This is a genomic window from Streptomyces diacarni (assembly GCF_003323715.1).
GTDB lineage: Bacteria > Actinomycetota > Actinomycetes > Streptomycetales > Streptomycetaceae > Streptomyces > Streptomyces diacarni.
Genome location: NZ_QOIN01000019.1, coordinates 63954 through 85684, shown reverse-complemented (window position 1 = coordinate 85684; position 21731 = coordinate 63954). Strand labels below are relative to the sequence as shown.

The 21731-nt window shown below is 72.4% G+C and carries 17 protein-coding genes; 12 read left to right on the top strand and 5 right to left on the bottom strand.

Features of this window, described 5'->3' with window-relative positions:
* Window positions 1-38: 38 nt before the first annotated feature.
* Both DTL70_RS00465 and DTL70_RS00460 read right to left on the bottom strand, forming a co-directional pair.
* On the bottom strand, window positions 39-899 hold the full coding sequence (locus DTL70_RS00465; RefSeq protein WP_114019783.1) for a carbohydrate ABC transporter permease: 861 nt from the start codon (window positions 897-899) through the stop codon (window positions 39-41).
* Window positions 900-1014: 115 nt separating this feature from the next.
* Window positions 1015-1893 (bottom strand): ABC transporter permease, encoded by an 879-nt coding sequence (locus DTL70_RS00460; protein WP_114019782.1) that lies wholly within the window; start codon window positions 1891-1893, stop codon window positions 1015-1017.
* A 395-nt stretch (window positions 1894-2288) separates the two neighbouring features.
* Between DTL70_RS00460 and DTL70_RS00455 the strand changes: the two genes are divergently transcribed.
* The 10 genes from DTL70_RS00455 to DTL70_RS00410 all read left to right on the top strand — a co-directional run bounded on the left by DTL70_RS00455 (window position 2289) and on the right by DTL70_RS00410 (window position 16292).
* Window positions 2289-3275, top strand: coding sequence for a hydroxyacid dehydrogenase (locus DTL70_RS00455; RefSeq protein WP_114019834.1), 987 nt, complete (start codon window positions 2289-2291; stop codon window positions 3273-3275).
* Window positions 3276-3340: 65 nt separating this feature from the next.
* Window positions 3341-4438 (top strand): LacI family DNA-binding transcriptional regulator, encoded by a 1098-nt coding sequence (locus DTL70_RS00450; RefSeq protein ID WP_114019781.1) that lies wholly within the window; start codon window positions 3341-3343, stop codon window positions 4436-4438.
* Between the two features lie 40 nt (window positions 4439-4478).
* A complete protein-coding gene (locus DTL70_RS00445; protein ID WP_245978865.1) occupies window positions 4479-6896 on the top strand; it encodes a polysaccharide lyase 8 family protein in 2418 nt (805 codons plus the stop codon).
* A gap of 29 nt (window positions 6897-6925) precedes the next feature.
* Window positions 6926-8866, top strand: coding sequence for a DUF2264 domain-containing protein (locus tag DTL70_RS00440; RefSeq protein ID WP_114019780.1), 1941 nt, complete (start codon window positions 6926-6928; stop codon window positions 8864-8866).
* A 132-nt stretch (window positions 8867-8998) separates the two neighbouring features.
* Complete coding sequence (locus tag DTL70_RS00435) at window positions 8999-10279, top strand: FAD-binding protein (protein ID WP_114019779.1); 1281 nt, start codon at window positions 8999-9001, stop codon at window positions 10277-10279.
* A gap of 163 nt (window positions 10280-10442) precedes the next feature.
* Window positions 10443-11429 (top strand): glycoside hydrolase family 16 protein, encoded by a 987-nt coding sequence (locus DTL70_RS00430; RefSeq protein WP_114019778.1) that lies wholly within the window; start codon window positions 10443-10445, stop codon window positions 11427-11429.
* A 78-nt stretch (window positions 11430-11507) separates the two neighbouring features.
* A complete protein-coding gene (locus tag DTL70_RS00425; RefSeq protein WP_114019832.1) occupies window positions 11508-11804 on the top strand; it encodes a DUF1330 domain-containing protein in 297 nt (98 codons plus the stop codon).
* A gap of 200 nt (window positions 11805-12004) precedes the next feature.
* Complete coding sequence (locus DTL70_RS34005) at window positions 12005-13459, top strand: cytochrome P450 (protein ID WP_245978863.1); 1455 nt, start codon at window positions 12005-12007, stop codon at window positions 13457-13459.
* Window positions 13456-14574 (top strand): cytochrome P450, encoded by a 1119-nt coding sequence (locus DTL70_RS00415; RefSeq protein ID WP_245978862.1) that lies wholly within the window; start codon window positions 13456-13458, stop codon window positions 14572-14574. The genes DTL70_RS34005 and DTL70_RS00415 overlap by 4 nt, the downstream gene beginning before the upstream one ends.
* Before the next feature lie 269 nt (window positions 14575-14843).
* Window positions 14844-16292 carry a PP2C family protein-serine/threonine phosphatase gene (locus tag DTL70_RS00410; protein WP_245978861.1) on the top strand — a complete coding sequence of 483 codons (1449 nt, stop codon included), beginning with the start codon at window positions 14844-14846 and terminating at the stop codon, window positions 16290-16292.
* Between the two features lie 57 nt (window positions 16293-16349).
* Here the strand turns inward: DTL70_RS00410 and DTL70_RS00405 are convergent, their stop codons facing one another.
* Window positions 16350-17120, bottom strand: a complete 771-nt coding sequence (locus tag DTL70_RS00405) for a LysR family transcriptional regulator substrate-binding protein (protein WP_114019777.1) — start codon at window positions 17118-17120, stop codon at window positions 16350-16352.
* A gap of 58 nt (window positions 17121-17178) precedes the next feature.
* On the opposite strand from DTL70_RS00405, the gene DTL70_RS00400 reads away from it, so the two are divergent.
* The gene (locus tag DTL70_RS00400; protein WP_114019776.1) at window positions 17179-17586 is read left to right on the top strand and encodes a DUF5997 family protein; all 408 of its coding nucleotides are present in this window, start codon (window positions 17179-17181) and stop codon (window positions 17584-17586) included.
* Window positions 17587-17778: 192 nt separating this feature from the next.
* Window positions 17779-18993 carry an acyltransferase gene (locus DTL70_RS00395; protein ID WP_245978860.1) on the top strand — a complete coding sequence of 405 codons (1215 nt, stop codon included), beginning with the start codon at window positions 17779-17781 and terminating at the stop codon, window positions 18991-18993.
* Between the two features lie 43 nt (window positions 18994-19036).
* Here the strand turns inward: DTL70_RS00395 and DTL70_RS00390 are convergent, their stop codons facing one another.
* Both DTL70_RS00390 and DTL70_RS00385 read right to left on the bottom strand, forming a co-directional pair.
* Window positions 19037-20485 carry a polysialyltransferase family glycosyltransferase gene (locus DTL70_RS00390; protein ID WP_114019775.1) on the bottom strand — a complete coding sequence of 483 codons (1449 nt, stop codon included), beginning with the start codon at window positions 20483-20485 and terminating at the stop codon, window positions 19037-19039.
* 9 nt (window positions 20486-20494) lie between these two features.
* Window positions 20495-21460 (bottom strand): glycosyltransferase family 2 protein, encoded by a 966-nt coding sequence (locus tag DTL70_RS00385; RefSeq protein WP_114019774.1) that lies wholly within the window; start codon window positions 21458-21460, stop codon window positions 20495-20497.
* Between the last annotated feature and the right edge of the window lie 271 nt (window positions 21461-21731).

Below are 21731 nucleotides of genomic sequence, written 5' to 3'. Positions count from 1 at the left end.
AGGGCGGGGGGCGGCGGAGCGGCGCGGACGTCAAGGGTTCAGCCCTTGACGGCTCCGGTTAGGACGCCCTTGGTGAAGTAGCGCTGCAGGAAGGGGTAGACGAGCAGGATCGGGACGACGGCGACGACCAGGACGGCCATCTGCACGGACTGGTGAGGCGCGGTGCTCTCGCCCAGGGCGGTACCGCCCAGGCTCTGTCCCTGGAGGACGAAGGTGCGCAGCACCAGCGGGATCGGCCACTTCTCGGAGTCGTCGAGGTACAGCAGCGCGTTGAAGAACGCGTTCCAGTAGGTGACGGCGTAGAACAGGCTGATGACGGCGAGGACCGCCTTGGACAGCGGCAGGACGAGGCGTACCAGGATGCGCAGGTCCCCGGCGCCGTCCACGCGTGCGGCGTCGAAGAGTTCACCGGGCAGGTTCATGAAGAACGAGCGGAGCACCACCAGGTTGAACGCGCTGACCAGGGTGGGCAGCACGAGCGCGGCGTAGGTGTCGTACAGCCCCAGCTCGTTGACGAGCAGGAAGTTGGGGATGATGCCGGGATTGAACAGCATCGTGAACAGGGCCGTCATCAGCATGAAGCGCGATCCTGTGACGTCCCGCCGGGAGAGCCCGTAGGCCATGCCTATGGTGATCAGCAGGCTGGCCACGGTGCCCACTACGGTGATGCCGATGCTCACCAGCAGGGCGCGCAGGACGACTCCGCCGGTGAAGAGGGTGCGGTACGCCTCCAGTGTGGGGTGGTCGGGCCACAGGACGAGTCCGGTGCTTTCGACGATGTCGGTCTGGGAGGCGAAGCTCGTCCCGATCACGCCCAGCAGCGGGTAGGCGACCGCGAGGACGACCACGGAGAGGACCGCGGCCTTCGCCACCAGCGTGGCCTTCCTCGGTTTCTCCATCCACGGTGGGCGGGCCTGCGCACCGCCTCGCCCCGTGGCCAGACGTCGGGAGGGAGGGCGGGGGATGGTCCGGGCTCCGGTGTCCGGTCCCGGGCCCGTCTCCGCCGTGGTCTGCTCAGCGGTCAGCACCGCGGTACACCCCTTCGTGGCCGAGGCGGTGGGCGACCTTGTTGGCCCCCAGGACGAGGGCGGTGCCGATGACCGCCTTGATCAGGCCCACGGCGGCGGCGACGCCCCAGTCGTTGTCCTTGATGCCGTGGTAGTAGACGTAGGTGTCGAGGACCTCTCCCGCGCCGGGGCCGACCGCGTCGCGCTGGAGCAGGATCTGCTCGAAGCCCACGGACAGGACCTGGCCGAGGTTGAGGATCAGCAGCAGGATGATCACCGGGGCGAGCCCCGGCAGGGTGACGTGCCACAGCCGGCGGGCGGGTCCTGCCCCGTCGATGGCGGCGGCCTCGTAACTCTGGCGGTCGATGGTGAGCAGCGCGGCGAGGATGATGATGGTCCCCCAGCCCGCGTCCTTCCACACCATCTGGAGGGTGAGCAGCCAGGGGAAGGCCTCCGGGTCGCTCATCATGTCGTAGCGGGGCAGCCCGAGGCTCCCGAGGACGTCGGGGAGCAGCCCGGCGCCACCGAGGATCTGCTGGAAGATCGAGACGATGATGACCCAGCCGATGAAGTGCGGGAGGTAGACCACGCTCTGCACGAAGCGGCGGAGACGCTCGCTGACGACGCTGTTGAGCAGCAGGGCGAGACCGATGGGGACGGGGAAGAAGAAGACCAGCTGGATCACGGCGATCTGCAGGGTGTTGCCGACCGCGGACCAGAAGGCCGGCTGGGCGAACGCCGTGGTGAAGTTGGTGAAGCCGACCCAGACGCTGTGCATGTAGCCGAGGTAGGGCTGGTAGTCCTGGAAGGCCACCATATAGCCGAGCAGCGGCACGTAGTGGAAGACCACGAAGTAGGCGAGCCCGGGCAGGGCCAGCAGCAGCATCACCTTGTCGCGCTTGATGCGCTGCCAGAGGGTCAGGCGGCGAACCGGTGCGGGGCAGGCGGTCTTCGGGTGCTTCGGCGTGGTGTGTCCAGCGGTGCGGGTGGAGCTGTGTCAGCCATGATGCGGTCCTGTCGGGCTGGGGCGATGCCACGGGGCCTACTGCGCCCGCAACGTAGTAACCGCTTACGTACAGCGTCAAGAGATGTGTCAGTGTGCTCTGCGCCGTGGAGGGGGAATCCGCTTGACGAGGGCTCAGTGACTCCCTAGCTTTTCCAGCAGCCCATAGAATGCGTTTACTGTCCGGAGGCAAGGTGCGCACTACCGACGAGGCGCCGGCTCACACCGGTACGGACACCACGGCACAGCCCTCCCGTCGGCCGCGCACCCTGCTGGCCATGACGTCGGGCCTCCTCGACCAGCTCTTCCCGCCCCCCGCAAGGGCCCTTCTGGAGGAGATCGCGGACATCCAAACGCCCGCGCCCGCCGACGAGTTCACCTCGCCCGGGGCCCGCGAGGCGCTGGCGCGCTGCGAGGTGCTGCTCACCGGCTGGGGCTGCCCGCCGGTGGACGCGTCCGTGCTGGAGCGCGCCCCGGCGCTGCGGGCGGTCGTCCACGCCGCCGGAACCGTCAAGACCTTCCTCGCGCCCGACGTCTTCGAGCGCGGCATCGTCGTCTCGTCCGCCGCCGCGGCGAACTCGGTGCCCGTGGCCGAGTTCACGCTGGCCGCCATCATCATGGGCGCCAAGCGCGCCTTCCCGCTCGCCCGCCTCTTCCGCGAGCGCCGCACCCACCGCACAGCCTCCGACCTGGGCCGCCAGCACTGGCTCGGCACCAACGGGCTGCGGGTCGGCGTCGTCGGAGGCTCCAGGACCGGACGCCGCGTCATCGAGCTGCTGGGCGCCCTCGATGTGGACATCACCCTCTACGACCCCTACGTGACGGACGCCGAGGCCCGCGCGCTGGGGGCGACCCGCCTCGAGCTGGACGCGCTGCTGGCCACCAGTGACGCGGTGACGGTGCACGCTCCGCAGACCCCGGCCACCCGCCACCTGCTGGACGCCCGCCGCATCGGACTCATGCGTCCCGGCACGCTGCTCGTCAACACCGCACGCGGCGCCCTCGTCGACACCGAGGCACTGACCGAGCACCTGGTGCGCGGACGGATCGACGCCGTACTCGACGTCACAGAGCCCGAACCGCTCCCGGCCCACCACCCGCTGTGGGACCTGCCGAACGTCCTGATCACCCCGCACCTGGCCGGCGCCCAGGGCAACGAGACCGCCAGGCTCGGCACCCAGGCCGTCGAGGAGCTGGCCCGTTTCGCGCGCGGCGAGCCGTTCGCCCACCCGGTGCTGGCGGCCGAGTTGGAGCGCCTCGCATGACGTACCGCTCGCCCCGGGCCATAGGCTTCGCGCCACCACATGACGTCACGGAGGGGATGGGCCGTATGGGGCGCCAGAGCGGCACGGACGCGGACGGACAGCGCCGCTCGACGGTCACCGATGTGGCGCGGCGCGCGGGGGTCTCCACCGCGACCGTCTCGCGCGTGCTGAACCGCAACTACCCGGTCGCAGCGGCCACGCGGGAACGCGTCGAGAAGGCGATCCAGGAGCTGGGCTACGTCGTCAACGCCCACGCGCGGGCGCTGGCGGGGGTGTCGGGGCGGACCGTGGGCATCATCGTCAACGACGTCGTGGACCCGTTCTACGCCTACATCGCACGCGGTGTGGAACGGGAGGCGTCCCGTGGCGGCCGGCTGTGCCTGGTCTGCTGCACCCAGGGTGATCCGCAGCGGGAGCTGGCCTTCGTCGAGCTGATGCACGAGCGCCGCGCCGACGCGGTGATCGTGGTGGGCGGAAGCGTCGCCGACCGCGCGTACACGGGCGAACTCGCCCGGCGCGCAACAGAGTTGGACGCGGACGGCGCCAAGCTCGTGCTGTGCGGGAGGCCGCCGCTGGGTGAGCGCGTGCCCACCGCGTCGGTCGAGTACGACAACGAGGGCGGTGCGTTCGCACTCACCGACCACCTGCTGACGCAGGGACACGAGCGCGTCCTCTACCTGGGCGGGCCGCCCGGCCTGTCCACCACCCGCGACCGGCTCGCGGGCCACCGGCGCGCGCTGGAACTGCGCGGCGCCGAGGCGGATCCCGCGCTGGAGCAGCCCGGCGCCTTCAGCCGTGCCTTCGGCGCCCGGCGGATGGCCGAGGTACTCAGGCAGGACATCCGGTTCACGGCGGTGTTCGCGGCCAACGACATCGTGGCAGCCGGAGCGGCCCAGGCGCTGGAGGAGGCAGGGCTGCGGGTGCCGCAGGACGTGTCCCTGGTCGGGTACGACGACGTGCCGGTGGCGCAGGAGATGCGCCCCCGGCTGACGACCGTGCACGTGCCGCTCGAGGAGATGGGGCGGCAGGCCGTGCGCGTCGCCCTGCGCGACGAGGACGAGGACCCCTGGCGCGAGCCCACCACCGGCGTGATCCGGCTGGGCACGCACATCGTGGTGCGGGACTCCGTGGCGCCGCGGGGCACACACCGCGGCCGCACGTGACCGCTCACTCCGACGCACTCACCGTCCGAAGGAGCCAAGGATGCGCTCTTCCCACACCCGCATGGTGACCGGCCGCCGCGCCCTCCTGGCCGCACCGGCCGCCGCCCTGCTCCCCCGCGCCGTTCAGGCCCGCGCGGCACAGCCCGGGAGGCCGGCCAGGGAGGCCGACGTGTTCGAGACCCTGCTCACCCGCGCCGCCCAGCTCCTCACCGGGCGCGCCGCCGATCCCGGCGACACCGACGTCGCCGCCGCCCTCGCCCGGCTGGAGACCGCGGCGACCGACCTGTGGCAGCGGCTGGACCGCTCCCCTTCCAGGACCGCGCTGTGGAGCGACCTGTCCCCCGCCACCGAGCCGGGCAACTTCGGACAGAGCTACACCCGCCTGCGTACCCTCGCCCTCGCATGGGCCACCCAGGGCACCCGCCTGACCGCTTCGGAAGAGGTGGCGGAGGCGCTGGTCGGGGCGCTTCGCTTCCTGCACGACGAGGCGTACCACGCGCAGGCCCACGAGAGCGGCAACTGGTGGTTCTGGGAGATCGGCGCACCCCGCGCGCTGCTGGACAGCTGCGTGCTCGTGCGCGCGCACCTACCGGCCGACGACCTGAGCCGGTACCTGGCCGCGGTCGACCGCTTCTGCCCCGACCCCGACCGCCGCACCAACTCCCCTTCCCTGTCCGAGACCGGCGCCAACAGAGCCGACAAGTGCCTGATCGTCGCCCTGCGCGGCCTGCTCGGACGGGACGAGGGGAAACTCGCCTCCGCCCGCGACGGCCTGTCCGACAGCCGCGACTCCGGGCGCAACACCCTCTTCGGGTACGTCACCTCGGGCGACGGCTTCTACGAGGACGGCTCCTTCGTCCAGCACGAGGCCGTGGCCTACACGGGCTCGTACGGGAACGTGCTGCTCACCGGAGTCGCCCAGGCCCTCGCGCTGCTCGCGGACTCCCCCTGGGCCGTCACCGACACGCACGTGGAGGCGGTGTACGAGGCGGTCGAGAAGTCCTTCGCACCGCTGGTCTTCGACGGGCTGATGGCGGACGCCGTACGCGGGCGCGCCGTCTCCCGCGAACAGCACAGCGACCACACCGCCGGCGCGGCGCTGATCTCCACCGTCCTGCTGCTCGCCGAGAGCGCCCCCGCCGCCCGCGCGAAGAGGTGGCGGGCCCTGGTCAAGGGCTGGATCGGGCGCAACCGCAGCTACCCCTACGTCGATGAGGCGGACGTCCCCCAGGTGGTGCGCGCCAAGGCGTTGCTGGCCGACGGCCACGTGCGTCCCGCCGAGCGCCCCGCCCTGCACGTGGTCTTCGCCGACATGGACCGGGTGGTGCACCGCCGGCCCCGCTGGGCGCTCGCGCTCTCGCTCTCCTCCCGGCGCATCGCCGGGTACGAGGCGGGCAACGGGGAGAACCTGCACGGTTGGTACACCGGCGACGGCATGACGTACCTCTACACCGAGGACGACCTCGGCCAGTTCGGTGACGGTTTCTGGCCGACCGTCGACCCGTACCGGCTGCCGGGCACCACGGTCGAGGTCCGGCACCGCGAGGACGCGGGCACCGGTGCCGGGACCGGCCTCTACCTGCCCTCGAACCGCGCCGCGGGCGGCGCCGCGCTGGAGGGCCGGTTCGGGGTGTCCGCCATGGAGCTGATCGGCGTCGAAGGCAGTCCGCGGGCCAAGAAGGCCTGGTTCTTCCTCGACAACGCGCTCGTCGCCCTCGGGGCCGGCATCCGCTCCGGGGAAGGCCGCAGGGTCGAGACCGTCGTGGAGAACCGCAACCTGCACGCGCACGGCACCTCGGCCCTCCGCGTCGACGGCGTCCGCATGCCCGGCACCCAGGGGTGGTCGCAGGCCTTCGACCGGGCCGGCTGGGCGCACCTGGAGGGCGTAGGCGGCTACGTCTTCCCCGCGGGCGCCGCACTGCGCGCGCTGCGCGAGGAGCGCACCGGAGCGTGGCGGGACATCAACACCGGCGCGGACACCGCCGGCAGCTCCACGCCGCTGACGCGGCGCTACCTCACCCTCTGGTTCGACCACGGCACCTCCCCCGCCGACGCGGGCTACGCCTACGCGGTGCTGCCGGGCGCCTCAGCGGCGGCGACCGCCCGGTGGCGGGTCTCGCGGCCCGTACGGGTGGCTGCCAACTCGCCGACGGTGCAGGCGGTCGAGTCGCGCCGGGACGGCCTGACGGCGGCCCACTTCTGGCAGGCCGGCACCGCCGCGGGCCTGGCCACCGACGGGACCGCCTCGGTTGTGGTACGCCGCGGCCACGGTGAGGCGGCCGTCTCCGTCGCCGACCCGTCACGCACCGCTGACCGGGTCACCGTCCGCCTGCCCTTCCCCGTACGGTCCGTTCTCAGCAGCGACGACACCGTGGCCCTCACCCCTGGGCGCCGCCCGCTGCTGACCGTCGCGGTGGGCGGCTCGCGCGGCCACACCCACCACGCCCGCCTGACGTGACACCGCCCGCATCCGGAGGGTCCTTCCCCATGTCCGTCCCGCCCCACCTGCCGCTGCCGCCGACCGACCGCGTCCGCTCTCCCCGCACCGGGTGGACGCGCGCCCACTGGGAGGCGGTCGCCGACCGGCTCCTGGACGCCTTCCTGCCGTACGCCACTCCAGGGCTCGCCCAGTACCGGCTGCCGGGCCGGGGCAGTTGGTCGGGGGTCGTCCTCGACGGTCTGGAAGGCTTCGCCCGCTCCTTCCTGCTCGCCGCCTGCCGCATCGCGGGCGCGGGCGGCGACGTCGACGCGGCGCTGGTCGAGCGGTACGCCGCCGGGCTCGCCTCGGGAACCGACAGGGACGGCGGTGAGGCCTGGCCCGCGCTGACCGACTGCTCGCAGCAGATGGTCGAGGCCGCCTCGATCGCCGTCGCCCTGCACGAGACCAGGCCCTGGCTGTGGGACCGGCTGGATACCCGGGTGCAGGAGCGGATCGTCGACTGGTTCTCCGGCTTCGCCGGCGCACGTACCTGGGACAACAACTGGCGGCTTTTCCAGGTGGTCTCCGAGCAGTTCCTCGCCTCGGTGGGCGCTCCCCACCGCAGGGCCGACATCGAGAGCGGCCTGGACCGGATCGAGGACTGGTACGTGGCGGACGGCTGGTACACCGACGGGGACGGCCGCAACTTCGACTACTACGGCGGCTGGGCCCTGCACCTGTATCCGCTGCTCTGGTCCAGGATGGCAGCGGCAACCGAGGGCACCGACGGCGGCCGGGGCGAGGTCTACCGGCAGCGGCTGAGCGCCTACCTCGCCACCTATCCGCACTTCTTCGGCGGCGACGGCGCGCCCGTCCACCAGGGGCGCTCCCTCTCCTACCGGTTCGCCGTCCTGGCACCGGCGTGGATGGGCGCGCTGGCGGACTGCACCCCGCTGGCGCCCGGCCTCACCCGCCGCCTCGCCTCGGGAACGCTGCGGCACTTCGTGGAGCGCGGCGTCCCCGACGAACGTGGGCTGCTGCCGCTCGGCTGGTACGACACGTTCCTGCCCGCGTCGCAGCCCTACTCGGGCCCCGCGTCGCCGTACTGGGCGAGCAAGGGGTTCCTCGGGCTGCTGCTGCCCCCGAACCACCCGGTGTGGACGGAGACCGAAAGCCCGCTGCCCGTGGAGGAGACCGACCAGTGCGTCGCGCTCCCGGCCCCCGGCTGGCTGCTGCACAGCACCCGGCACGACGGCCTCGTCCGGCTCGTCAACCACGGAAGCGACCACCAGCCGCCGCGCGGCGTCGGCCCGGACGATCCGCACTACGCCGCCTTCGCCTACTCGACGGCCACGGCGCCCACCAGCGCCCCGCACGCCCGGCAGCGCACCCGCGACAACCACCTCGCGCTGCTCAGCCCCGACGGCATCCCCTCTTCGCGCCGCCGCATCCATCCCCTCAGCTGTGCGGACGGCCAGGCGTCGTCCTGGCACGAGGCCGAACTCCCCGGGCATCCGGGCGCGTTCCGCATCGAGACGGTCTCGCTGCCGCACGGGCCGTGGGAGGTCCGGGTCCACCGCGCCCAGGCTCCGCCGGGCGCGTCGGTCCGTGAGAGCGGTTACGCGGTCGCCCACCGGCAGCCCGTGCACACGGCGACCGGCCCCGGGTGGGCCCTCGCGCGTACGGCGGACGGGCTGACGAGTGCCGTGATCGCGCTGCACGGCTGGGACGAGGACGGGGCCTCGGTCGCTCTGGAGACGCACGCCAACGCGTACGGACCGCACTCGGCGACGCCCTCCGTGACGCTGACCGGCCGCCCGGAGGACGCCGGGGCGGCCGGCGGTCTGCACGCCTCTTTGATCGTGCTCTCCCGGGACGCCGTGGATCCGCGCGCGCTGCGTGCGTCGGTGACCGCCGAGGTCAGCGGCGACACGCTCCTCGTCCGCTTTCTCGACGGCACCGTGCTGCGACCGCGCTGGGCGGCGCCGACGGAAGCGGGGGGACGGTAACCCCGCGGACGCGCGGCACTGTCGACCGCTCCAGCGGTGTGCCACGGGCGTTGTCTGCTCACCGCCCGGCGTGATCACGTGGGGGGCCGAGCCCGCACGACGGTGCCGGCGGGAGTGACGGGAGAGGCGTCGATGGCGAAGGAAGCGCAGGGGGAGTCCTCCCGGCCGGTCAACTGGGCGGGGAACATCCGGTACACGGCCGAGCACGTGCACCGCCCCGCTTCGCCGGACGCGCTACGAACGCTCGTGGCCGGAAGCCGCCAGGTGCGGGTGCTGGGCAGCGGGCACACTTTCAACCGGCTCGCCGACACCGACACCACGCGGGGCGCGCTGGTCTCACTGGCCGGGCTGCCACATGTGACGGAGGTGGACACCGCGGCCCGTACCGTACGGGTGGGCGGCGGGGTGCGCTACGCGGAGCTCGCCGCACACGTGCACCGCCACGGCCTCGCTCTGGCGGCGATGGCGTCGCTGCCGCACATCTCGGTCGCGGGCGCTGTGGCGACGGGCAGCCACGGCTCCGGCGACACGACGCCGCCGCTGTCGGCCGCGGTGCGGGAGGTGGAGCTCGTGACCGCGGACGGCTCGCCGGCCGTGGTGCGGCGAGGCGAGCCCGACTTCGCAGCCGCCGTGGTCTCGCTGGGCGCGCTGGGCGTGGTCACGGCGCTGACGCTGGACCTGGAGCCGGCCTACGAGGTGGAGAGCCACGTGTTCGACGGGTTCCCGATGGCGGACCTGGACACGGACGGCGCCGTGGCCGCGGTGACGGGGTCGGCCTCCAGCGTCAGCCTGTTCACCGACTGGCGCACACCGAGGTGGACACAGGTGTGGCTCAAGCGGCGCTGCGACGGACCCGAGGTCCGCTTCCCCTGGTCGGCGCCCGTCACGGAGCAGCGCCATCCGGTGCTGGGCCGAGCGGGGGCCAACTGCACCGCGCAGGGCGGCCTTCCCGGCCCCTGGCACGAGCGGCTGCCCCACTTCAGGCCGCAGTTCACCCCCAGCAGCGGTGCGGAGTTGCAGTCCGAGTACCTGGTGCCGCGGACGGAGGCCCGGCCCGCGCTCGCCGCGCTGGCCGAGGCCGGACAGACCGTCGCGGCGGCGCTCCAGGTGTGCGAGGTGCGGACGGTCGCGGGCGACGACCAGTGGCTGAGCCCGGCGTACGGCCGCGACTCGCTGGCCGTCCACTTCACCTGGACACCGGAGCTCCCCCTGGCGGGGGAAGCGGTGGCGGCCGTCGAGGAGGCTCTGGCGCCGTTCGCGGCGCGCCCGCACTGGGGGAAGGTCTTCACCGTCTCGCACCGGTGGCTGCGGGACGTCCACCCGCGCCTCACCGACTTCGCCCGCGTGGCGTCGCGCTGGGACGCGGGCGGGAAGTTCCGCAACGACTTCCTCCGTACGGTCCTGGAGGGGTGAGACCGGCGCCCGCCGGACGGCGCGGAGCTGGGGTGGACCGAACGGGGGTGTGCGTGCCCGTGTCGGCCCGATCGCACCCGAGGCCTTGACGTTGGTCCAGACCTTGGGCACGGTGCTGTGCCGAGAGAGCGCTCATCCCCCCACCGTGAAGGAGCGCATCGTCATGGTCCGTACTGGCAGAAGACGCCGCGGGTACCGTCCGGCGGTGATGGCCGCGATGGTGACGGCACTCGGCACGATGGCGCTGCCGAGCGCCCAGGCCGACGGGACGTCCGGGCAGCCCCCGCAGGCCGCCGAGCACGCACAGGTCGGACAGGTCGCCCAGGAGGCGTGGCGCACCGACTTCGACGGGTCGGCCGGGTCCCCGCCCTCCGGCGACGACTGGATCGTCGACACCGGCACCAGCTACCCCGGCGGCCCGCCCAACTGGGGCACGGGCGAGGTGCAGACGTACACCGACAGGCCGGAGAACCTGCAACTCGACGGCGAGGGCCACCTGAAGATCACCGCCCTCAAGGACGGCGACGCCTGGACCTCGGCCCGCATCGAGACCCGGCGCACGGACTTCGCGGCGCCCGAGGGCGGCACGATGCGCGTCTCGGCGAGCCTGAAACTGCCCGAGGTCTCCGGCGACCAGGCGCTGGGCTACTGGCCCGCCTTCTGGACCCTGGGCGCCGACTACCGTGGCAACTACCAGAACTGGCCGGGCGTGGGCGAGTTCGACATCATGGAGAACGTCAACGGCCAGAGCGCGGCACACGGCGTACTCCACTGCGGTGTCAATCCCGGCGGCCCCTGCAACGAGACCACCGGCATCGGCAACAGTGCGACGTGCGACGGCAGCTGCCAGGGCGGCTTCCACGAGTACGCGCTCGAACTCGACCGCAGCGGCGCCACCGAGGAGCTGCGCTGGTACCAGGACGGCCGGCTCTTCCACACCGTGCGGGAGTCCGACATGGACGCCGCCACGTGGCAGAACGCCACGGACCACGGCCACTTCGTCCTGCTCAACCTGGCCATGGGCGGCGCCTTCCCCAACGGCGACGCGGGCCAGGACACCCCGACGGCCGCCACCGCGTCCGGGGGCTCGCTCCTCGTCGACCACGTCGCCGTGGACGTCACCGCTCCCGCCGGGCACGCGGCGGGGTGAGAGAACAGGTCTCCTAGCGGCGCTCCCCACCTGTCGCGGGGGGGGGCGCCGCTTGACGTGCCTGGCAGCATGACCGCCATGTCTGTTTACGTGATCTCCGAGGTCGAGGTGTTGGACGAGGAACTCGCCGACACCTACCGGCAGTTGGCGGAGGACTCCATTCGTCGGCACGGCGGCCGCTACCTCGTTCGCGGTGCCCTGCCCGACGCCGTGGAGGGCGCCTGGCCCGCCTCCGAGCGCCTCGTCGTCCTCGAGTTCCCGGACGCCGAGCGGGCCAGGGAGTGGTACGCGTCCGCCGCGTACGCGCCCGCGCTGAAGCTGCGGCAGTCCGCACTGGAGCGGCGGCTTCTCTTCGTCGACGGGGTGTCCGGGTAGCGGGCCTGGGAACCGCCCGGCCGGGCCCGGCAGCGCACAACGGCGGCCCGCACCGGCGGGGCCGGGCTCCGCTGTGACCGGCACGGCGCAGCCCCGACCGGCGAGGCACCCGCTCGACGTCAGGCCCCAAGAGCCGCGTCCGCCGGTTCGGGGCCGCCCGCGGCTTGATCCGGTGATCGATGCCGTACAGGATGATCGCCGTGTCAACTCACCCCGCAGTCAATCCCCTTGGCGGCGCCTGGCCCCGTGTCTCGGCGCCGTGGCCCGAGCGCAGCGCCCCACTCTACGGTCAGGACTTCGCACGCGACCCGTTCTCCTACTACGCGAGCCTGCGCAGAACCTTCGGTCCTGTCGCCCCGGTGACGCTCGAGGAGACGGGGGCCTTGCGCGGGTACCTGGTCCTCGACCACGCCGACCAGTTGGACATCCTGCAAAACCGCGGCCACGTGCTGTGGACGCGGGACTCCCGCTGGTACCGCGACCTGGCACAGGGCACCCTTCCCGCAGGGCATCCGATGATCCCCCAGTTCGCCTACCGGCGCAGCCGCCTGTACGCGGAGGGCGCGGAGCACGCGCGGCTGGCCGAGCCGGGCAACAAGGCGCTGGCAGAACTCGACCTGCTGCGCACCCGCGACCTGATCGAGGACCTCGCACACCAGCTCATCACCGCGTTCTTCCCGGAAGGCGGGCCGCGGGAGTGGAACGAGGTCGACATCCTGGCCCAGTACGCGCTGCCGCTGCCACTGCTGGTCGTGATGCGGCTGATGGGCATGGACGAGAGCGGCGCGCTGGCCACGGGCAACGCCATCCACGACCTGCTCAGCGGCGGCGCCGGTGCCCAGCGTGCCGCCGCCGAGCTCGACGCGCAGATGCGTGCCCTGGTCACCGGCAAGCAGCGCGCCCCGGGGCCCGACCTGGTCTCGTGGATGCACCACTACAACCGCGAGCTGAGCCTGGGCATGGACACGCACGAGTTGAGCGAGGACGTGTGGCTCCAGATCGTCGCGGGGCGCGGCGCCAGCACGACCTGGATCTGCAACACCGTGCTGGAAATGCTGACCAACCCCGAGCTCCACGCCGACGTCATCGCCGGGCGCTGCCAGATGGAGGAGGCGATGAACCGCGTGATGTGGGTCAACGCCCCCATCCAGAACCTCATCGGCCGGTGGGCCACCCAGGACACCACGCTGGGCGGATACCCCGTCAACTGCGGTGACATGGCCATCATCTGCCTCGGTGCGACAGGCGCCGATCCGACGATGCTCTCGGCGGGCTGGGACGTCTCCCGGGTCAACAGGTCGCACCTGGCGTGGGGCGCGGGGGCGCACGCCTGCCCGGCCCACGACATCGGCACGCTCATCGTGCGCACCGGGCTCGAGGTGCTGTGGAGCCGGCTGCCGGGCCTGCGGATGTCCGTGGCGAAGGAACAGCTGAACTGGGACCTGCCGTACATCGCGCGGTCCCCCACCGCGCTACCCGTCATCTTCCCCCTCCCGCCGACGGCCTCGACGAACGGACAGCAGTGGACCGCACAGCACAGCTTCATCTCGAACCCGCCCCAGCCGATCTCCACGGAGGCGAAGGAGCAGCCCTCCGCGCAGCAGGGCCGGTTGCCACTGTGGCGCTCCCTGGTGGCGTGGTGGCCAAAGCGGTGACGACGCGGGAGGCGGGCGCCCTCGTGATGAGCGACGCCCGCTTCTCCAAGGACATCGGGAACTGGGGCGCCCACGCGCGCGGCGAGATACCGGCGGACTGGCCGCTGCTGTTCATCGTCGAGGGCAAGGGGCTGCTCACCACCGACGGTCAGACCCACCGCCGGCTGCGGCTTCCCGTGCAGCGGGCCATCTCACCGCGGCGCGTACAGGCCCTGCGGCCCCGTATCGAGGCCGTCACCGACCGCCTGCTGACCGGGCTCGCCGCCGTCCCCGCGGGCCAGGAGACCGACCTTCTGAGTGGCTTCGCGCTGCCGCTGCCGTTGGAGGTCATCTGCTCGCTCCTCGGCGTCCCGGAGGAGGGGGCACTGCGCGAGGAGCTGCGTGAGCTGTCGGCCGCCGCGATGAACTCCGAGGCCTCCGTCGAGGAGGTGCAGGACACCGTCGGGCAGCGCTTCCCCGCGACCCTGCTGGCGCTGATCGAACAGAAGCGGGCACGCGGCGACCGTGACGACCTGACCATGGACCTGGCCACGGCCATGGACGAGGGCGAGCTCTCGGAGGCGGAGGTCATCGGGAACCTGGTGGTGACCATCATCGGTGGGCACGAGACCACGGCCAACCTCATCTGCCACGCCGTCACAGGGCTGCTGACCCACCCCGACACGCTCGCGGCGGCCAGGAAGCGGCAGGACGCGGGCAATGACGGGGACAACCCCTGGCCGGAGGTCGTCGAGGAGGCGCTGCGCTGGGAGTCCCCCAGCCGCAACGTGATGTTCCGCTACGCCACCGAGGACGTGGCCATCGGCGATGACGTCGTCCGCGAGGGAGAGGCGGTGCTGGTGCCGCTGCCGGCCATCCAGCGCTGCCCGCACGCCTTCCCCGACCCGTCGCCCGACGTGTTCGCCCCCGGCCGCGCCGACGCCTCCCGCCACATCGCCTTCGGGGTCGGCCCGCACCGCTGCCCCGGCGCGTCCCTCGCCCGGCTCGAGGCGGAGATCGCCCTGAGCCGGCTGTTCGACGCCTTCCCGCACCTGCGACTGGCCGCCACACCGGCCCCCCGGGTGCCGTCCCTGGGTATCAACGGGTACCAGAAGCTGCCGGTCCACCTGGGCTGAGACGAGGTGCCGGATCCGCCGTGCGGCGCCGCCCGGGGCCGGGTGGCGCCGCACGGGCGGGTTTAGCGGCCTGTCGCCAGGGGCACCGCGTGGGCCGGGTGCTGCTCCGGTCCGGGCCCCAGCGCGTGGCGGCACGCTTTCGACCACTTCCCGGGCGCTGCTTACCGGGCGCTGCGCGGCGTCGCGGTCGGTCGGCTGCCGGTGACGCGCGGCGGGCGGGCGAAGACCCGGCAGCGACGCTGCCCAGCCCTCTCCCCACGGGAGGTCGCATGAGCTTCGATGGCGGCACGGGCCGCGGTGACGGCTTCGACGACGGTCAGGACCGCGGTGACCGCTTCGACGACAGCCCGGCCCGTGGTCACCGCTCCGACGACGGTCAGGACCGCGGCGGAGGTACGGACCGCGACGACGGCATGGACCGCGGCGGAGGTACGCAGCCGGAAGAGCGCTTTCCGGAGAGCGCGACCGAGCGGTCCGCGATGCTCGGCGCGCTCATCACCGCCAGCCATCTGTCCACGCTGGAGAGGCTTCCGCACCACCTGTCCGAACAAGCGGCCCGCGTCGGACTGACCGACGTGAAGATCTACCTGGTCGATCTGCAACAGGACCTGCTGACCCCGCTGACCGCCCACCCCCCGCCCGCCGGTGGGGAGGGCCTGCGCCCGGAGGAGATCAGCGTGGAGGGAACCGTGGCCGGACGGGCGTTCCAGCACGGAGAGGTCCTTCCGGCGTCGCCGGGCGACCGCGACCACTGGTGGGTGCCGCTCGTGAACGGTACGGACCGGCTCGGTGTGCTGCGCATCACCGCACCGGACGCCGACGAGGCGGCTCAGCTGGACATGCGCCGGCTGGCCGGCCTGGTGGCCCTGATGGTGGTCAGCAAGCGCGGGCTCAGTGATTCCTACAGCCGGCTGGTCCGCCGCCGGCGCATGGATGTGGCGACCGAGATGGAATGGCGTCTGATGCCTTCCAGGAGCTTCGCCACCGAAAGCCTGATGATCAGCGCGCTGATGGAGCCCGCGTACGAGGTGAGCGGAGACGTCTACGACTACGCCTTCGACGGGCGCATCGCGCACTTCGCCCTGTTCGACGCGATGGGCCACGACACCGCCGCCGGACTGACCGGTAATCTCGCGCTGTCCACGGCCCGCAACGCCCGCCGCGAGGGAGCCGATCTTCCGCAGACGGCCGCGGCCGTGGAGGACGTCCTGTTGGAGCAGTTCTCCGGGGAGCAGTTCGTCACGGGCATCCTGGCTCAGTTGGACGTGACCACCGGTGCGCTGCGCTGGGTCTGCTGCGGGCACCCGCCTCCGGTCGTCGTCCGCGGACGCCGCACCTTCCACCTGGACCGCCCCCCGGCGCCTCCCATCGGGGCCGGTTTCGGCGCGCCGGAGGACTTCTGCAGCACGGAACTCGAACCCGGTGACCGTCTGCTGCTCTACACCGACGGCATCACCGAAGCCCGCAGCCCCGCGGGGGAGGAGTTCGGCCTGGGCCGCTTCCTCGACTTCCTCCTCCGCCACCAGGCGGACGGCCTGCCCGTCCCCGAAACACTGCGCCGGCTGATCCGCCACCACCTGGAATACCACCAGGGGCGGCTCGACGACGACGCGACGATCCTGCTCGCGGAGTGGCACGGTCCTGTCGGCCTCGCCACCGGCGAGGCCAAGGACCGCATCGGCGTCCCGGCCATACCGGAAGGCCGCCACCAAGACTGAGACCCCGCGGACCGGCTTCGGCGGGTGAGGCGAGAGGCCCGCCGTGGGCGGGAGGGGTCACGGGCGGCGGGGCTTGCCGCGGCGTGAGCTGCCGCCCTGCGCACCCCTGCCGCCGCCTCCGCCGCGGGCGCTTCGGCCCCCCGCCCTGCCGGCCGTGGGCTTGCGGCGCGGTGCGGGCTTGTCCGGGCGCTTCTGCTTCGGCTGGGCCTCGGGGGCCTTGCGGCCCCGGGTGCTGTTGACGGTGCGGCCGCGGACGATGCCGATGAAGTCCTCCACCCCGTCCGTGGTCCGCTCCTGGGGCCACGCGAGCGCCACCTGGGAGGTGGGGGCGTCCGTGACGGTGCGGTACGTCAGATCCCTGCGGTGGTGGAGGCGGGCCAGGGACTGGGGGACGACGAGGAGCCCCACCCCGGCGGCCACCAGCTCGACGGCGTCGGCGGTCGTGGCGGGTCGTTCCCTGGCTGCCAGGCCGGGCAGGTCCTCCCAGCCGAGGACGTCGTCGAGGGGGTGCAGCAGGATGTCCTCGGCCAGGTCGCCGGTGGTCACCTCGTCCGCCGCGGTCACCAGGTGGTCCTTGGGGACCACGACCACGGTCTTCTCCGTGTAGAGGGGAATCGCGCTGAAGTACTCGCGGTCGACGGGGAGCCGCACGAACCCCGCGTCGGCACCGCCGTCCCGCAGCAGCCCCGGCGCCTCGGCGCCGGTCACGGGGGCGAGGTGCAGCGGCACGTCCGGCAGCCGCTCCTCCCAGATCCGCGCCCACTTCGTGGGCGTCACACCGGGGACGAACGCGACCGTGAACGAAGGGGAGGATTCCGAGCCTGTCACGCCGCCAGGCTACCGGGCGTGGTGAAAGGCACCGCAGACGATCGATACCCTTGACCCCATGACGTCGCACAAGACCACCCAGACCATGAAGCCCGCGACCGCGGCGAAGAAACTGGGTGTGTACCTCGAAGCCACCCCCGCCGAGTTCCAGGAGGGCGTGGTCTCGCGCGACGAGCTGAACGCCCTCCAGGCCGAGCCGCCCGAGTGGCTGCTGGAACTGCGCCGCAACGGCCCCCACCCGCGCCCCGTGGTCGCCGCGAAGCTGGGCGTGTCCATCTCGGGCCTCGCCCGGGGCGGCGTCACCGAGGCGCTGACCACGGAGAAGATCGACGCGCTCAAGGCGGAGAACCCCGAGTGGCTGCGCAAGGAGCGCGCCACCCAGGCCGAGGTCCGCAAGGAAGCGGCACGCATCAAGGCGAAGAACGCCGCCGCTCGCGACGAGGAACGGCAGGCGCCCCGCCGCTGAGCACGGGGACGGTGACCGGCCCCCCGCGGCCGCCCGTGCGGGCTCTCGGCCGGACTCCCTGAGGCGTAGGAGTTCGGCTTTTGTTCCCCTCCCGTACAGGTTCCCGGGCGTATACGAGTGGCAGGATGCGCTGGTCTGCTCGCCTGTGACGGGCGAGGTAGCGCACATTCCTCGCACGCACAGGGCTGGTCCATGTCGCTTGAGAACGTCTCCCCGAGTCCGGCGGTAACGGAAACCGCCGTACCCGAACCCCGGCCGCTCTCCGGCGAGTCGGCTTCCGACGAGTCGGCTTCCGACGAGTCGGCTTCCGACGAGTCGGCTTCCGGAAAGGCGAGCCCCGGGAATACGAGTCCGGGTGCTACCAGGCCCGAGAAGACGGGCTCAGGGGCCCGCCAGGGCCACCGGTACGACATCGACCTGCTGCGCGTTGTGTGCGCCTGCTCGGTCGTCGTCGGACACGTCGGTGGCGCGTGCATGGAGGCGGTCGACAGGAGCGCGGACAACGGACGTGCGGTCTACTGGACGGGCCTCTTCCTCGACTCGGTCACCAGCTGGGCCGTCCCGATGTACTTCGCCATCGCTGGCTGGGCCGTGCTGGTGGGCGCTCCCCCGCGCAGCGGCCGGACCCTGCGCCGGCGCTCCCTGCGCATGCTCGTGCCCGTGGGTATCTGGTCGGCGGTCTATCTCGCCTGGGGCCGGCTGCGGGACACCAACGAGGGACCGACGTCGAAACTCGCGCTGGAGGCCGTGTTCGGCACCGTCCAGCCCGCCTACCACCTGTGGTACTTCTACGCCCACGTCCCGCTCATCCTGATCCTGGGCCTGGTGATGCTGCTCAAGGCCGGACAGCGGCCATGGGGAGTGGTCGCGGCTTTGGTGGTCATCTCGGCGGGGCCCACCGCGGTCAGCGACCTGGCCCGGCTCACCGGGTGGGACGTGCCGCGCTTCGGCTGGCAGCCCGGGAGCTACGCGCTGGTCTACGCCGTGGTCGGCGCCCTGCTCCTCAGCCTGCCGGCCACCCCGCGCAAGCACCGCGGCTGGTGGGCGGCGGGCGCGGTGGCGGCGCTGGCCGCGGTGCTGTGGTCCCAGGACCGCATCCACTTCGTCATCCCGAACGCCAGCGTGCTCGTGGCGGCGCTGAGCGTGTGCGTGCTGTTCGCCGTCAACGGGGTGCGGATCCCCGAGCGGTTCCGTCCCCTGTTGGGCAAGCTGACGGACGCGGGGCTGGGCGCTTTCATGTTCCACGTGCTCATCCTGAACGCGGTCGCGCCCTGGTTCGTCTCCGCAGGACGCGGAGGGCTCGGCGCCGCCGGAGCCGCGGCGGCGCTGGCCGTCGTGACGCTGGTCCCCTCCTTCGCGCTGAGCATGCTGTGGGGACGGTTCGCGTTGCGGCGCTACCTCGGATAGTCAGGCCGGCAGGCCGGGGACGTGCCCGGCCTGCCGGCCCGCGTCATCGCAGTGCGCGCTGCGCGGTGCGGATCCGGCGCGCCGCCCAGCGCGCGGACGGGCTGCTGCGCAGCAGCCGGGCGCGGACCGATGTTCCGCCTCCGGGGAGCGCCAGCGCGGTGAGGCGGCGGCGCTTGAAGTAGCGCTCGGTGTTCTCCTCGAGGCGGGCGTCGAGCCAGGCGATGGCCTCCTCGCGCAGCAGCGGGTGGAGCTTGGCCTGCATGCAGTAGCCGACAGTCCGCAGGAGAGCGGCGAGTTCTTCGGTCCGCTCGCAGGGGTCGGGCGCGTACGTCCGCTGCCCCGTGACGGGCGTGTGCCCCGTGACGGGCGTGTGCCCCGCGTCGGCGGTCGCGCCGCCTTCCAGGTCGGGGACGAGGAAGTCGACGAGGGTCACCGGCACACGGTTGCTGTTCTGGTACGGCGTCAGCCGGTCGAGCAGCGGTGTCGTGCCCACTCGGGCGATGTCGATGCCGTAACAGGTGGCCGCGGTCAGCATGGCGGTCGAGAAGCAGCCCACCACCAGGCTCGGCCGGCACCGTTCGTAGACGGTCTCGGCCAGCACCGGGCTGTCCAGGACGTGCAGCCGCACCCCCGCCTGCGCCGCGGTCTTCTCCAGGACGTGCGAGTAGCGGGCCGGAGCGGTGGGATGCGGCTTGAACACCAGGCACTCGTGTCCCGCCGCGACCGCCCCGCGCAACATGCGCACGTGGAGTTCCTCCTCCTCTTCCGGGCTGAGGATGCCCAGCGCCGCGAGGTACTGCCCGAGCAGCACGGCGCTCGGCCCCTCCCCAGCGACGCCGGCGAGCTCCGGCAGCCCCGCGGCCGCCTCGCCCAGTTCGCCGAGGACCGCCCTGAAGGCGTCGGTCGGCACGATCTCGGGCCGCACGGCGTGCTCCGCCAGCAGCAGCGGACGCAGCCCCGGCACCAGGTCCAGGTGCAGCAACCGCTGAATCCGGCAGCCGAGCCACTGGGGCAGCCGCTCCCTGGTGGGGCCGTAGCTCATCAGCCCGTCGGCGTAGACGTGGACGGCGCTGCCGCTGAAGATCGTGGCCAGCGCTTTCGCGGGGCTGACGTGGACCGATTCCACGACCAGCTCGACCGGCGCGTCGCCGAGCCGCCACGTGTGGCGGAACATCCGCTCCCACACGGGGGATTCGTCGCGCAGCGGAGCCCAGGTGCTCGGGTGGAAGGGGCGGATGGCCTCGTTCCAGTCGATGGTCTCGTCGAACCGCTCGGCGAGGCGGTCGAAGCCGGTCATGGCGGTGAGCCCGGTCGCCGCCTCCGGAGTGGGGGCGTTGGTGGTCACCAGGAGAATCCTGCGGGCGGCTTCCCGCGGCCCGAACTGCCCCGCGTCCAGGGAGGCGGCCAGGGTCGCCGCTCCGTAGAGCGTGGAGACCTCGAAGATCTGTACGGGGCGAACGGCCCGGTTGTCCCGGGTGTGGCGAGGAGGCATGCCCACGGCTCAGGCCGCCTTTCGCGCGGAACGGTGGCGTCGCAGCATGTCGGCGCGTGCGTGGTCCATGCCGGCCAGGGTCTCCTCCAGCACGTCCTGGGGCATGCCCTGCATGGCGGTGGTCACCATCTTCTTCAAACGCCTGGCGACCGGGGCGTGATAGCGCCGGATGGCGGCCAGGTGGAAGGCGAGCAGCGCGCAGTAGGTCCGTACCGCCTTGGGCAGGAAGCGCTCGCCCTCGGGGTCGGCGGCGAGGTCGGCGAGCAGGGCGTCGTGGGCGGGGATGAAGTCGAGTTGCCGGGCGTCGCGGATCTGGGTGAGGGAAGTGGCCACCCCCCGCCGGTAGAAGACGCCGAGCAGGCCACTCGCCGCGAAGGAGCGGGCCTTCAGGTGCAGCCGCCATGTCCACAGCCGGTCCTCCGCGGTGCGCAGGCCGGTGTCGAAGCGCAGCGCGCCGTCGGCGAACAGTTCGCGCCGGTAGACGCCCGCCCACACGAACGGGTAGTCCACCATCGTCTCGGACTGCGGCGGGGCGATCACGTCCCGGGGGTGCAGCACGGTCTCGCGCACCGGTGCCGGAGCGCGGCGCACGACGCGCTCGGTGCCGGTGCTGCGTACGTGGTCCGTGCGGACGAAGTCGCAGCCCAACTCCTCGATGGCGCGCACGAGCGCGGCGAGGTGCCCTGGGCCGTACCAGTCGTCTCCGTCGAGGAAGGTGATGTAGTCGCCGCGCGCGGCGTCGATTCCGCTGTTGCGGCTCTGGGCGATGCCCTTGTTCACCTCGTGCCGCAGAACGGTGGCGCCGGGCAGCCGGTGTGTCCACCCGTCGAGGATCTCCGGGGTGGCGTCCGTGGAGCAGTCGTCGACGAGGAGGAACTCCGTGCCGGCGTCCGCGTTGTTGGCGAGGCTCCGCAGAGTGTCCTCCGCGAATTCCTGCACGTTGTAGCACGGCACGATGACGGTGAGCTTTGGCATGGGCAATCCAGGGGGCAGGGCGGAATAACGGAGAAAAGAGCCGCACGACGAACGGTTGGTGAATTCGCGGTGAACTCGGAAAGGCGGAAAGGAGTGAGTGCACGCGGAACCCGGCAGCCTGGTCAAGGACAACGGGCGAGAATTGCACGGCAGCAGCGTAAGCACTGCGGGTGGCTTTTCGGTCCGGTTTGAGTGAAGCGAAGAAAAACCCGGCATGCGAATCGACCCGGCAAAAGACGCAAGCATGGCCAGTTGCCCAGCTGTCCGGTGA